This is a genomic window from Cupriavidus lacunae, from assembly GCF_003353055.1.
GTDB lineage: Bacteria > Pseudomonadota > Gammaproteobacteria > Burkholderiales > Burkholderiaceae > Cupriavidus > Cupriavidus lacunae.
The window spans coordinates 1-14154 of record NZ_QKWJ01000038.1; the positions used below are offsets into that span (position 1 = coordinate 1).

A 14154-nucleotide genomic window follows, 5' to 3' on the forward strand; every position below is an offset into this window, starting at 1 on the left:
GAGCTGATCAATTAGCTCCTTGGGGATGCTCGGAAGGTCCCGGGGTGTGGCTTTTGGTTTGCGTGGCATACATGCTCCTTGTCGACATGTTATGCCCTACACACAAAATCCCGTACAGGCCCGCGGCAGGAATCGAAAGTCACCCTTTACGGTCAATAGCTGGGAAATGCTGACGTCGCTACGACCCCCTGCAGCAGTGGTTAGCTTAAGTTCCCGATGACATACCTGACGAACGCCTCATCTAGAGATCCTGCTCCTGTCAACCCGATAAACTCCGTCGCGTCTTTGAACCTGTGCGTGATTCCGTCCTTCAGGAAGTAGAAGTAGTCACAGTTGTCACCAATTTCCGAAACATGGTGGGTGGAGAAAAGCACGGATTTCCCCTTTTCTCTTAGGGTTTCCAGGGACCTCCACATATAGACGGCGTACTCTGGGTCAACGCCGGCCGTCGGCTCGTCGAGGATGTAGATGTCAGCATCGGTAGACAACAATGTCAGGAAAACGAACCACCTCTTTTCGCCATAGCTACTGCCGGCGGCCCGCCGACCGTAGAGTGCGGTGAATTTGTCCCGCTCACGCGGACCGAGTTGGCCTACCAATTCCTCGAGTGCGGAGCCGCTGCACTTCGCTATACCCTGGACTAACTCTGCTAGTTCGCCGAGCTTGAGTGCATCCGGAATGGTAACTATCTGCGTCAAGTAGGCCACTCTCTCGGCCGGCACCTCACGGGCAATCGTGCCGGTAGTCTGACTCTTTAAGCCGCACAGGATGTCAAATAGTGTGGTCTTGCCAGCGCCATTTGACCCAAGTAAGCCCACGATACTGCCGCGGAGAGCATCAATATCCACGTCTCTCAGTATCTGTCTGGCTCTATGCTGGAATCCCAGATTCCGTGTTGCAAGTGTCGCGTCGATAAGCACTAGCGGTTGCTCCATTGCGGGTTGATGCGTTGCCGGCCTGCCCCATAGATCCCCAGGCAGATGAAGATGAGCGCATGGATAAGCCATGCAATTGCCAGGTCTCGCTCCCAGGACTCCTCCGAGATTACCTTCGCTCCAACTAGAAATGGATTGAACAGCGCCAGAACAGGGTCAGCTCCGCTTGTACTACTGCCGATCCCAATTACGATGATTGCCGTTACCCCAATGGAGAGTAAGCTGCTGGCGGATTGGAATGTGAGAGGAAGTGTGGCGAGAGATGTCGAGGCCAGCATGAGCAGGGAACAGAATGCCGAGAACATGGTGAAGAATCTCAATATGTCAGTCATCGAAATCCTTGTTAGCAGAATCGATGAAAGGGCGAGAAAGGCTACGCCATAAGCCAACGACATGAAAAGCGACGCCAGATATTGCGCAAGCAGAAAACGCCTCCTTCTCGATGCATTGGTCAAAAAGGTGCGGACGAACCCGCTTTCCCGTCGCCCAATCAGGTAAAGACCGAACCCGAACAGAGATCCCATCATCGCGATGTACCCAAGGCACCATCCAATTGCCTGGGCGTAGTGTTCGATATCGAGAGTGTCATGTCCGCCTGTTCTCAGAGCAAGATATCCAACTGGAGCAACAAGCGACCAGAAAACGCCGATCGGCTCCCTGAGCTGCTCGACTAAAAGTATTCGCGTACAACCAATGAGGCTCTTCATTTCTCCTCTCACGGAAATGGAACCATCTTCGCTGCGCGTTCTGGAAGAAGTGCCCTAAAAATCGTGAAATCGAGCAACTGGAAATCGTCGGAAAAAATAGCATAGTAGATCGGGGCGCGAGATTCTTGTTGAATCGGCATGACTCTTGATATGAATCAAATTTTTAGATGAATGGATATTTCAAATAAAAGAAGAAATCTACCCTGAAATTTCGTGTGCGACGACTCGGAAATTTCGTATTGCGAAAGCCAAATGTTGTGGCCCTGTCGAGATCGACGGCATTGATGCTCTGAGCCATTTCGTTATACAGGCTAAGCTCTTATAGAGTTGCACCCAACACCATTTACGGGAATCTCACAATGTCAGTGCCTTTCATCGTAGCGGCAGCCCAATCCGTTTCCATTGCCGGCGACGTGCAGGAGAACGTTGATCGGCATCTGGTGTTTCTGCGCGAAGCCGCCGCGAGAGGTTCACGCATGGTCGTCTTTCCGGAGCTCTCATTGACCGGGTACGAAATGGCTGTCGCGAACGAATTAGCGTTCCGTGATGACGATGCGCGTCTGGCACCGCTCAGGGATGAGTGCGTTCGACGAGGGCTGACCGCTGTCGTTGGCGCGCCGTTGCGGTTCAACGATGTTGTCCGGATCGGCGCCCTGGCATTGGGTCCGGACGGGACAGTTTCCTGTTATACGAAGCAGTATTTGCATCCGGGAGAAGATTCGGTCTTCGTCCCGGGGTCAGGAGGCCGGCTGCTATCCGTCGACGGGATGACCGTCGCCCTCGCGATCTGCGCAGATACCGGGTATCCGGAGCATGCGGTGCAGGCTGCTTCCACCGGCGCGAGCCTGTACGCCGCTGGCGTGCTGATCACCGCGAGCGGCTACGACGCGGATACAGCGTTGCTTCAAGGCTATGCGGCGCAGCACCGATTTGCCGTGCTGATGGCGAACCACGGCGGGGACACGGGCGGATGGTCACCGATCGGGAAAAGCACGTTCTGGGACGAGGACGGACGATGTGTCGTCGCCGCGGAGGGCACGGGCGCGGCGTTGGTGATGGTGAGCCTGGGTTTTCATTCGAACGAGATGAGCCACTCACAGACCGTAATCACCACCATGACGAGAAGTGGTGCAACACATAGCCAACGAAGCCATCTCGGAGCGTGGCGCAACCAGATCCCCATCATCGCGAGGCAACAGGCGGCGAGCGCAAGTCCTGCTGCAATCAGGTAGTGGCGCTGCGACTGGTACGCCCAGAGATTTGCAACCGGCCCCTCTGCGCCAAATGGATAGTGCTGGGGTGAATGCCATGCCTGCCAGGCGTCAGTCGCGATGACTGCCATCATCGCGAGAAGCACGCCGGACGCTACCCACTTAATACATGACCACAAGATCCATGTCCTTTGCATAGTAGATAAACTCACCGATGAAGCTGTCCATCGAACTCGTCAAATCGATGCAGCCAATGGATCCGGGCACCCAACCGCCGTGGATGGAGAAGTTGGACCGACCGTAGGTTCGTGTCCCTGGAAGGGGCTCGAGCCAGACGCGGTGATGCCCCCATGCGATGGGACCAGAGGGGAATGGCCCGCGCTTGACTATCGCCAGGAGCTTCTCTACGAAGGTAGTGTCGTCCCATCTTTCCATTCTTCCCTGGCGCGCCTTGTAGCGACCGGCCGGAATCGGGCCCAAATTCCGCTCTGCCTGGTGCTCGGGGCCGGAATATTCGCGCTTGCCGGAAGTGGCTGGCCATTGTCGATAAGTTCTCCCATTCTCCAACCAAACCAGCGTTACGCCGTTGAAGAGCAGGGATGCCTGCCGCATGTCAATACGGCGAGCCGTCTCTTCCAGGTTCAGCAGTCGGACCAGATTGTGGGTAGACAGATCGTAAGTCCAACCCGCTCGGCACTGCGCAACGGATCTTAGTTCCGATTGCAAGCCTGGATTGCGATCAATCACATCGCAGATTTGCTCCGCACTCATTCGCACGCGTTCCTCTCCATCGTATGGGTTGAACCACGGATGCGCTCACTACGCACCTCCATTGGGGAGTAAGCCGTGTTGAGTGACAATAGGCCGATCCTGAATTTTGCTTGAAAGGATGTACATCGGAGAACATAACGGGCGCGGATTGGCATCGTTGCCTTCAGGCAGGATGGCGAATCCCCTGTGTTGGGATATCAAATGAGACGAACCTACACCGTCGCTGCGTTCTGGCTAGCGGGCGCGGCGACCACCTGGGCCGCCTGCTGGACCGGAAGTCGAATGAGCTTCCGACTCGATCTCGGCTGGGGTTTTCAAAACCTGGAAGGGTGCTGGGACGTGGGCGTTTGTACTGTGCCTGCCTGGTACACACTCTTGCTCTACCTCTACTTTCTGGGGCCATCAACCATGTTCGCAGTGGTGGGCTGGAGGGCTTGCGACGCTACGCCGAGGCGCCTCGTCCAACTGCTGGGCTAACTCGTTGTGGGCACGGCATCGCTCTACCTGGTGACATATGCGGTGAGTTAGTGTCCAATGCCGCTCGCTGTCGAACCTTTCTTACACTGAATCGAGCAACTGCAATGCGGGGAATGAAAACGAAGGCGTTCTGGCGCCGCATGGGCCTTGCGCTATCCGGCGCCGTCCTTCTCTCCGACGCCGTCGCCTTGATAGCCATGGGCCTGTTCAACTTCGGCATCGTCCTGCCAGGCTGCATCGGCGCGTCATTCCTGCTCCTTGCATGGAAGTGGCCCCGCGTAGCCCACTGGCGAGCAGCCAGCCATAGGCGCCAGCAACTATGGCAAGCAGCATGGATCGCGTTCGCACTGTGGCTGGCGACAGTGGCCATCTTCTTCATCAACATCCACCGCAACACCGAAGCCACCATCCCGGTAAGCTCCCCCGTAAAGGCAATCATCATCCTCGGCTCCGGCACACCAAACTGCGTCGCTTCGCCAACGCTGGTTGCGCGGCTTGATCAGGGCTTGAAGCAGGCTCAGTTGTCGCCGCAGGCAAAGATCGCGGTCAGTGGCGGGCAGGATTTCGGGTTGCGATGCCGCGAGGCCGACATCATGGCTGACTATCTGACTGCCCGCGGTATCGCAGCAGACAGGCTGATCCGGGAAGGCCAAAGCACCAGCACGGAGGAGAACCTGGTATTCAGCCGGCGCTTGCTTGAAGAGCAGGGCGTCGCCGCCACCGATCCCATTGTGGTGGTGACCAGCGATTTCCATGTACAGCGGGCGGTGCGGATTGCCCGGAAGGCAGGATTCGGGGAGGTCGCCGGAGTGGGGGCTGGGACGCCGCTCTACCTTCGGTATAACGCCTGGCTCCGAGAGTACTTTGCGGCGATTAGTGGATGGGTGTTTAGGGAGTATTGACTCCTGCGCAGCCCGCCCTCAAGACAATGTGGCAAGCAACTTGATGAAGTTGCGTTTTGCGCGATAGGTCTCGCGAATCTCCTCCAGCTCGCGGGTGAATTCCGCTCGCTCCTTCAGCTTTGTCCGCAGGCTGCCGATGGCGCGCACGATTTCCAATGCTTCGTCATAGCGCGCGTTGCGCGCACCGCTATCGACAGCGACGGGCAGCAGCCGCTGATAGAGGGCAATCGCGTCACGCGGATGCGTCATGCCACGAACAGCTGCCATCTGGGGCCACAGCAGCGTCGAGACCAGACCGCCGGTGAAGGCATCCCAGGCCAGGTCGTTCTTGTTCTCGGAGAGGAAAATCTTGACCAGTTCGGTGCGCGTCGGCGTCTGCAAGGCATCGCGCTTCGATTTTCCGGTCGACTCCTCCTCCTTGATAAGCGCCAAGAGGTGATTGAGTGCGCGTTCCCGGGTTTGGTCATGCTTACCGATGGCCGTTGCAACCTTCATTAATACGGGGAACGCGTCGGCCCTCGGGCGCATCGCGAAACGACGCCATGCCAACGCATCGGCCTGGTCGAACGCTCCGCGATGCAGATAGGCGTCGACACAGAAGTCGAGCAAGCGCAAGTCAACATTCCCGCCCACCTCCCTGAGGCCGCGCTCCGCCCACGCGAGCCCCTCGTCGAGGCGACCGTGCTTCACGCAAACTTCCGCCACCTGCAAAAAGCGGTACTGACTCGACAAGTCCTTGGAGCAGATACGAATGAGTGCATCAACGTCGCCGTCAAGCTCGGCCAGGGCTTGCATGGCGTGCTCGAGCCTCATACGCCGCGAGTCAAATGACTGGCGAAACTCGTTGCCCGGAGCAAGCGCGGGGAGGGCGTCCCAGGACTCGCCAACCAGTTGGCGATAGCGACGCAACCCGCTCTCGCCCAGGGGTTCTGCATATGCCGGCAGGACATCGTAGAAGGTGTCCCAACCTCCCTCTGCTTGCAGCCGGAAGAGTCGCTCCGCGAGCTTCACCGGGTCGGGGCCGGTCTGTTGGCATGCGTCAAGATGGACGGACGCCAGCTCAAGGATGCCAGGCATCACCCCGCCGCCGGAATCGTCAATCTGCTCGAGACTTTTTTCCGCGCCGGCAATGGCCAGTTCCGACAGTTCGACCACTTGCGCCGCGTGCGGTCCAGCGAGCCTCTGGCGCAACATGTCTGCCAGCGACATCAGGCTGTCGCCGTATGCGTCAGCCTCCCTCCAGTCCAGCGGCCGGGAAATGCGTGTTGCCTGCCGCACCGCAGTTTTCATGCTGGGCAAATCGGATGCCTGTGCCGCACGCGCGCCGAGCAGCAGTTTGTCGCGTAACGTCAAGTCATGCTCGACGGCTTCCAGCAGCAGTTCCTGAAGCGCGTCCTTGCCCAGCGTCACCACGTATTCGCGAATTACTTCCGCGTAGGTCTTTCGCTTCTTGCGTGTTTTCTCCTGGGTTATCTCTTCGGCATGGAATACCTCTGCGCCAGAGTTCTCGAGCCAGGAGAGTGCAACGGCTACCGCGTGCTTGCAGAAAACGCCGACATCGCCTACTGGACAGTTGCATGCATAGGCGAGTTGGCCATCGTCGGTAACGGCGAGTTCGACTCGGTAACTGCGCGTGCCGCGGACATTGGCGCGAAGAGCGCCCTCGTGCTCCTCAAGGCGAGACACGGCGCCGTCGTGGAAATAGGCCTTGCCGCGCGCGAATGTCTTCGGGTCGGCTAGCGCCTGGACCTCGGCAAGTGTGAGGGTTTCAACAAGCTTTGAAGATTCGGACATGGAAAGGAGCGTTCCATTGAAGCAATACCGCAACGGACAGCGGACTGTCACGATGATACCTGTCCGAGCGCGCACTGCTTACTCCTGTGTCAGCATCGGCGGCCAGGGTTCGGGGAGGTCGCCAGAGTCGGGGCTGGAACGCCGCTCTACCTTCGGTATAACGCCTGGCCCCATGAGTATTTCGCTGCGATCAGTGGATGGGTATTGAAGGAGTATTGAATCCTATGTAGCTAGGAGCTGCTCTCAACGGAAGGCCAGTCATCCCTCCATCAACCAGGCGCGCCAACTCGAGGTCGAAGGGCAGCACCCAAAGACTGAGGTCAGCGCTGAACCGAAAGGCCGGCAATGGATATTGAAATGCCTGGCGGCGAGGATAGATACCCGCCGTACCGGACTGGGCCGGTACGTCCCCTTGAGCAGTTGCTCGCGAATCACCGGCCACGCCGACACCAGATGGCGAGCGGTCTGATCAATATCCAGACCATCCACGCCAGCGGCACCCTTGTTGCGTCTGACCCGCCTGAACGCCTGCTTCAGGTTCTCTCGCGTCAGCGCCGCTGCCAACGGCGCCGACCCTGTGTTCTCCGGTTCGCGTCGCGGGCCGCAGGCTTCGTCGCAAACGAGTTCCCGGGCGGCTTCACCATCCGTTTCCCTCGCTCGCCCCGCTCGCGCGGGCTTCTGACGCAATGCCTGTTGCATCGACACGGCTTCGAACACTCCCTCTCGTTCGGTCCTTCGTCGGCGGTCTTGAGCCTTCCCGGCGCTACCCCCGACTACTATGACGTCTGCTGAGACCCCGCTCCGGCTCGACGCCGCCGCCCTTTCAGGCGCAAGGCGGGGCGTCCCCAGGTAAGAACGCACTCCTTCGCTGCACAACCGCCGGATTTACGCCGCCTCCCCTTGATCACAAGAACTTCGCGGTTTTCGGCCCGCTCGTCCTGGTCGGCACCGCCTTCTATCCGGTTCGTGTCCCTCGGCTCGCAGCTTCGCTCCACGCTTCCTCCCCACGATCGGTCACCCTTTCGCAGTTGCGCTTCGCTTCGTTCGCTGTGATCAACTTACGGTGGGACTTGCACCCACGAGAGTGCGCCCATGCTGGGCGCACCGAAAAAAAACCAGCCCTTAGGGCTGGCTTCTTTGTCTGATCTTGAGCGCTCTCTCAAACATCAATATTCCGCGCCACCAACGCATTCGACTCAATAAAGTTCCGCCGCGGCTCCACCTCATCCCCCATCAGCGTGGTAAAGATTTGGTCGGCAGCAATAGCATCCTCAATCTGCACCTTCAGCAGACGTCGTTGCGTCACGTCGAGCGTGGTTTCGAAGAGCTGCTCAGGATTCATCTCCCCCAGTCCCTTATACCGCTGACGAGAAACCCCACGCTCTGCCTCAGCAAGCAACCACTGCATAGCCCCGTGGAAATCATTAACAGTCTGATCCCGCAACTTCTCCCCTTCACCCCGCTGCACCTTAGTCCCTTCCGGAGTCAGCCCCTGGAAAGTCTTAGCAGCATTGGAGAGCGCAGCGTAATCCGCCCCATGAACAAAATCCGCATCCAAATGCGACAACCGCACGTTCCCATGATGACGCCGCGCAATCATCAACCGATGCTTATCCGTCTTCTCATCAAACTGCGCGTAGACGTCAGCGGTGCCATCATCATTAACAGCCGCCCCAATCAACGTCTTCGCATGCATCTCAGCCAACTTGGTCTTCAGCGCCACAGCTGACGCCTCAGCAGCAGCTGCGCTATCCAGATCCAGCGCCACCCCATCAGCAATCGCACGCAGGGCATCGGTATCCACAACGCGTGACAGGCGAGAAATCACCCCCTCAGTCAACTGATACTGCCGCGCCAACTCAGTCAGCGCATCCCCATTGATCTCCGTACCATCCGGCCGCACCAGCACAGCCTTTTCCATCGCCAGCTTCAGCAGGTAGGCATTGAGCTCGACATCATCCTTGATATACCGCTCTTCCTTGCCGTGCTTGATCTTGTACAGCGGCGGCTGCGCGATATAGACATAGCCGCGCTCGATGATGTCGGGCATCTGGCGGTAGAAGAACGTCAGCAGCAGGGTGCGGATGTGCGAGCCGTCCACGTCAGCATCGGTCATGATGATGATGCGGTGGTAGCGCAGCTTGTCCAGGTTGTAGTCGTCCTTGCCGATGCCGGTGCCCAGGGCGGTGATCAGCGTCAGCACTTCCTGGCTGGACAGCATCTTGTCGAAGCGGGCGCGCTCTACGTTCAGGATCTTGCCCTTGAGGGGCAGGATGGCCTGGAACTTACGGTCGCGGCCTTGCTTGGCGGAGCCGCCTGCGGAGTCGCCCTCCACCAGGAAGAGTTCTGACAGGGCGGGATCTTTTTCCTGGCAGTCGGCCAGCTTGCCGGGCAGGCCCATGCCGTCCATCAGGCCCTTGCGGCGGGTCATTTCGCGGGCCTTGCGGGCGGCTTCGCGGGCGCGGGCGGCGTCTACGATCTTGCCGCAGATGATCTTGGCGTCGCCCGGGGTTTCCAGCAGGAAGTCGTTCAGGGCCTTGCCGACGAGTTCTTCGACGGGCAGGCGCACTTCGGACGAGACCAGCTTGTCCTTGGTCTGCGAGCTGAACTTGGGCTCGGGCACCTTGACGGAGAGCACGCACGACAGGCCTTCGCGCATGTCGTCGCCGGTGGTTTCCACCTTGGCTTTCTTGGCGACTTCATTCTCTTCGATGTACTTGTTGATGACGCGGGTCATCGCGGCGCGCAGGCCGGTCAGGTGGGTGCCGCCGTCACGCTGCGGAATGTTGTTGGTGAAGCAAAGCACCTGCTCGTTGTAGCCGTCGTTCCACTGCATGGCCACTTCCACGGCGATACCGTCTTTTTCGGTGTTGGCGTAGAAGATGGTGGGGTGCAGCACGCTCTTGGAGCGGTTGATGTATTCGACAAAGCCCTTCACGCCACCGGAGAAGGCAAAGTCTTCTTCCTTGCCGGTGCGCTGGTCGACCAGCTTGATGTGCACGCCGTTGTTCAGGAACGAGAGCTCGCGGATGCGCTTGGAGAGGATCTCGTAGTGGAACTCGACGTTGGTGAAGATCTCTTCGTCAGCCAGGAAGTGGACTTCGGTGCCGCGCTTGTCGGTGGCGCCGATGATCTTCATCGGCGAGACTTCAACGGGCTGGCCGTCGGGGCCGGTCACGGTCTCGACGATGCGGTTCTGCACGTCGCCCTTGGCGAATTCGATCAGGTGGACCTGGCCGTCGCGGCGCACGGTCAGGCGCAGCCACTTGGACAGGGCGTTCACGCAGGACACGCCCACGCCGTGCAGGCCGCCGGACACCTTGTAGCTGTTCTGGTTGAACTTGCCGCCGGCGTGCAGCTCGGTCATGGCGATTTCCGCCGCGCTGCGCTTGGGTTCGTGCTTGTCGTCGAACTTGACCAGGGGCGGGATGCCGCGGCCGTTGTCGACGATGGAGATCGAGTTGTCGCTGTGGATGGTGACCTGGATCTCGGTGCAGTAGCCGGCCAGCGCTTCGTCGATGGAGTTGTCCAGCACCTCGAAGACAAGGTGGTGCAGGCCGGTGCCGTCGGAGGTATCACCGATATACATGCCCGGGCGCTTGCGTACCGCCTCCAGGCCTTCCAGGATCTGGATCGAAGAGGCTCCGTAGGTGTTTTCCTGCTGCGGGTTCTGCTGTTCGGTCATATCTTTCTACTCACGGCAATGGCGGAATTCGGGCAGGGCCGGCATGGTTGACATGCTGGCGGCGGGGCGCGAAAGGGTCCGCATGGCGGGTTACTAAAAACGGCAAAAGGGGCGGATCGTCGTTTCGATCCTGCCCCCGCTGCGGGATGGTTATCCCCAGGACGTCCCGGCTTGGGCCGGGTGTCGTAGCGTACCGTTTGCTGCTCCGGTTCTTGTCTGGTCTGGTCCTGTCACCGGATCATCAGATGCGCATCGGCATGACGACGTACTTGAAGTTGTCGTCTTCCGGCACGGTAATCAGCGCACTCGAATTCGAGTCGCCGAGGCTGACCTGCACCTGCTCGCTCTTCAGGTTGGCAAGCACGTCAAGCAGGTAGGTCACGTTGAAGCCGATATCGAGCGCGTCGCCCGAGTAATCGAGTTCCAGCTCTTCCTGCGCCTCTTCCTGGTCGGCGTTGGTGGAGCTGATCTTGAGCATGTGCGTGTCGAGGATGCAGCGCACGCCCTTGAATTTGTCGGTCGTCAGGATCGCGGTGCGTTGCAGCGCCTGCTGCAGCCGCACGCGGTCGATGGCGAAGGCGTTCTTGTAGCCCTTGGGAATCACGCGCTGGAAGTCGGGGAACTTGCCTTCGACCAGCTTGGAGATCAGTTCGATATTGGCGAACGTGAACTTGACCTGGTTGGCGGCCAGCTGCACCTGCACCGGATCGTCGTTGTCTTCCAGCAGGCGCTGCAGTTCCAGGATGGTCTTGCGCGGGATGATGACTTCCTGGCGCGCGCCCACACCGATGGCTTCGGTCTCAAGCTCAACGCCGCAGTAGGCCAGGCGGTGGCCGTCGGTGGCGACTGCCATGACCTTCTTGCCTTCCACCACCAGCAGCATGCCGTTCAGGTAGTAGCGGATGTCCTGCTGCGCCATGGCGAAGTGGACCATCGCCAGCAGGTGCTTGAAGGTCTTCTGCGGCAGGCTGACGCTGGCGTTGAATTCGCTGGCTTCGGCAACGGTCGGGAATTCCTCTGCGGCCAGCGTCTGCAGTGCGAAGCGGCTCTTGCCGGATTGCACGGTCATGCGCTTGTCATTGAGCGACAGGGCCACGTCGCCGTCAGGCATGGCGCGCAGGATGTCCAGCAGCTTGCGCGCGGCCACGGTGGTGGCAACGCTGTCGCTGCCAACGCCGCATTCGGCGTGCGTGGTGATCTGGATCTCGATGTCGGTCGAGAGGAAGGAAACGTTGGATCCGGACTTGCGAATCAGCAGATTGGCCAGGATCGGGAGGGTGTGGCGGCGCTCCACGATGCCGCTCACGATTTGCAGCGGACGCAGCAGGTTGTCTCGCGAGGTTTTGACCAATTGCATTGAATTTATCCTTCGTCGTTTGTAATCGGCGACCGCAGAACGCAAACAACTCCAAATTCACTTAGGAATCAAGGAGTTAATATGCCATTGTACCAAGGATAAGCCGCTGCGGTGAAGCGGGGCGGGACCGGCCGGCGGGCCAGCTGTGCCCAAAAAGCCACGCTGGCGCAAACCGTACTTGCCATCCCGTCCCGACTCACCGCAAAGCCTTATCAGTGGCCATTTTCCGGACACTTGCCCCGGCGTCGCTGACGTTAGTTCCCCAGGCGCCACGGAATGTCCGTGGCGCGCATCCTACAGTATGCCAGCCCCGAGGGGCCGACCCTTCAAAATACGCCATTCCGGGGTCACCCCGGGCATCGGCCAGGCATCAGCCCTTGAGCGTTTGCTCCAGCACGTGCAGCTCGTGGTTGAGCTGCGCGTCCTTGCTGCGTTCGTCGGCGATCTTGCGCACGGCGTGCAGCACGGTGGTGTGGTCGCGGCCGCCAAAGAGCTCGCCGATCTCGGGCAGGCTCTTCTGCGTCAGCTCCTTGGCCAGGTACATCGCAATCTGGCGCGGCCGTGCAATATTGGCAGGCCGCTTTTTCGAGTACATGTCAGCGACCTTGATGTTGTAGAAATCCGCGCAGGTCTTCTGGATGTTCTCCACAGAGATCTGGCGGTTCTGCACGGTCAGCAGGTCCTTGAGCGCTTCGCGCGTCACCTCGATGGTGATGTCCTTGCCGTGGAAGTTGCTGAACGCCAGGATCTTGCGCAGTGCGCCTTCCAGCTCACGCACGTTAGAGCGCAGGTGCTTGGCGACAAAGAAGGCGACCTCTTCGGGCACGTTGACGCTTTCCGCGGCGGCCTTCTTCATCAGGATGGCCACGCGCATTTCCAGCTCGGGCGGCTCGATGGCCACGGTCAGGCCCGAGTCGAAGCGCGAGATCAGGCGGTCGTCGATGCCGCTGATTTCCTTCGGGTAGGTATCGCTGGTGATGATCACCTGCGCCCGGTTGGCAATCAGGGCCTCGAAGGCATAGAAGAACTCTTCCTGCGTGCGGTTCTTGCCGGAGAAGAACTGGATATCGTCGATCAGCAGCAGGTCCAGCGAGTGGTAGTAGCGCTTGAACTCGTCGAATGCCTTGCGCTGGTACGCCTTGACCACGTCGGAAACGTACTGCTCGGCGTGGATGTAGCGGATGCGCGCGCGCGGGTTCTCCAACAGCATGTAATTGCCGATGGCGTGGATCAGGTGAGTCTTACCCAGGCCCACGCCGCCATACAGATATAGCGGGTTGTAGGACTTGCCCGGGTTGTTGGCTACCTGGATGGCCGCGGCGCGGGCCAGCTGGTTGGCTTTACCAGTGACAAAGTTGTCAAAGGTCAGGATCGGGTTCAGGCGCGAGCGCTCATGCACCGTGTCGCTGGGCTGGTGGCCGGGCATCGGCGTGTTGCCGCCCATCTGCGGGTGAGGCTGATAGGACGGACGCGGCTGCTGGGATTGCTGCGGCTGCACGCCGTAGGAGCGGGCGCTGGCCTCGGCGGGGTCCATGTGGACCACGTCGATCTCGCCCATGTCGGCGCCGTGCTGCGGGTGGTGATGCTGGCCGGGGTGCTGGCCGCCCATGCCGGACGCCTGGCCGCGCGCGCCGGCCGGGACCGGGGCTGCGGACGGCATGCCGGCCGGGTTGCCGTACTGCGGCTGACCCATGCCGTAGGCGGCTGGGGTCGGGTACTCGCCATAGCCGGGCTGGCCGGGCATGGCGTGCTGGCCCATGGGCTGGCCGCCCATCGGCTGGGCGCCGGGATAGCCGGCCATGGCCGTACCCGGTGCTGCGTGGCCGTCCATGCCGCCCGGGCCCATGCCGGGCTGGGCCGGCTGCATATAGGCAGCGGCACGGCCCGACGCGGCGGGATCCAGCACGAACTGGACGCTGACCTGCGCTTCCCAGTACTCGCAGGCCAGTGCGGTGATGCGCCCCGAAAACTGACTCTTGACCCAGTCCAGCTTGAAACGGTTGGGCGCGGCAATGCGCAGCGCGTGCGTCTCTTCATCGAACGCAACGGGCGCCAGCGGCTTGATCCACGTTTTGAACTGTTGCGGCGTCAGCTCGCGCTCTAATTGCGCGGCTGCCGCCTGCCAGAAATCTTGCATTGTTTGTTTTTTGGTAATCGTACCCGGCCGCAATTCAGCGGTTCTCCCGGCACGCCACAAGCGGCGTCTACGCCGCGCGATCCGGGCCGTCCTTACCGTATTAGGAATCAATTCCGTTCGGTGAGGCCTCCGCGGCATGCCAATGCAGCCGCCAGCGAGCCTTCAGGTTCGCCGCACT

The 14154-nt window shown here is 60.1% G+C and carries 9 protein-coding genes and 1 pseudogene; 2 read left to right on the top strand and 8 right to left on the bottom strand.

All coding sequences use genetic code 11. The features are described 5' to 3' along the window. Positions 1 to 200 precede the first annotated feature (200 nt). On the bottom strand, positions 201 to 920 hold the full coding sequence (locus DN412_RS25020) for an ATP-binding cassette domain-containing protein (protein ID WP_161564042.1): 720 nt from the start codon (positions 918 to 920) through the stop codon (positions 201 to 203). Beyond that, positions 920 to 1642: a hypothetical protein gene (locus tag DN412_RS43075; RefSeq protein WP_133303080.1), complete on the bottom strand. Its 723-nt coding sequence runs from the start codon at positions 1640 to 1642 to the stop codon at positions 920 to 922. The genes DN412_RS25020 and DN412_RS43075 overlap by 1 nt, the downstream gene beginning before the upstream one ends. 359 nt (positions 1643 to 2001) lie before the next feature. Here DN412_RS43075 and DN412_RS25025 point away from each other — a divergent pair, with 359 nt between their 5' ends. Further along, positions 2002 to 2874, top strand: a complete 873-nt coding sequence (locus DN412_RS25025; RefSeq protein ID WP_115214044.1) for a carbon-nitrogen hydrolase family protein — start codon at positions 2002 to 2004, stop codon at positions 2872 to 2874. Positions 2875 to 3015: 141 nt separating this feature from the next. Here DN412_RS25025 and DN412_RS25030 read toward each other — a convergent pair whose 3' ends face one another. Then, positions 3016 to 3624: a DUF2778 domain-containing protein gene (locus DN412_RS25030; RefSeq protein WP_115214045.1), complete on the bottom strand. Its 609-nt coding sequence runs from the start codon at positions 3622 to 3624 to the stop codon at positions 3016 to 3018. A gap of 590 nt (positions 3625 to 4214) precedes the next feature. Between DN412_RS25030 and DN412_RS25040 the strand changes: the two genes are divergently transcribed. Next, positions 4215 to 5003 (top strand): YdcF family protein, encoded by a 789-nt coding sequence (locus tag DN412_RS25040; RefSeq protein ID WP_244222779.1) that lies wholly within the window; start codon positions 4215 to 4217, stop codon positions 5001 to 5003. A gap of 18 nt (positions 5004 to 5021) precedes the next feature. On the opposite strand, the gene DN412_RS25045 is transcribed toward DN412_RS25040, so the two are convergent. The 5 genes and pseudogenes from DN412_RS25045 to dnaA form a co-directional block, all read right to left on the bottom strand. Beyond that, the gene (locus DN412_RS25045) at positions 5022 to 6797 is read right to left on the bottom strand and encodes an SWIM zinc finger family protein (RefSeq protein WP_115214047.1); all 1776 of its coding nucleotides are present in this window, start codon (positions 6795 to 6797) and stop codon (positions 5022 to 5024) included. 372 nt (positions 6798 to 7169) lie between these two features. After that, positions 7170 to 7502 (bottom strand): annotated as a pseudogene (locus DN412_RS25055) (group II intron reverse transcriptase/maturase); the annotation flags it as partial. Positions 7503 to 7956: 454 nt separating this feature from the next. After that, entirely contained in the window at positions 7957 to 10482 is a 2526-nt protein-coding gene (gene gyrB / locus DN412_RS25065; RefSeq protein WP_115214048.1) for a DNA topoisomerase (ATP-hydrolyzing) subunit B, read from the bottom strand. Positions 10483 to 10723: 241 nt separating this feature from the next. Further along, a complete protein-coding gene (gene dnaN / locus DN412_RS25070) occupies positions 10724 to 11839 on the bottom strand; it encodes a DNA polymerase III subunit beta (protein WP_115214049.1) in 1116 nt (371 codons plus the stop codon). 370 nt (positions 11840 to 12209) lie between these two features. Further along, positions 12210 to 13976 carry a chromosomal replication initiator protein DnaA gene (gene dnaA / locus DN412_RS25075; RefSeq protein WP_115214050.1) on the bottom strand — a complete coding sequence of 589 codons (1767 nt, stop codon included), beginning with the start codon at positions 13974 to 13976 and terminating at the stop codon, positions 12210 to 12212. Between the last annotated feature and the right edge of the window lie 178 nt (positions 13977 to 14154).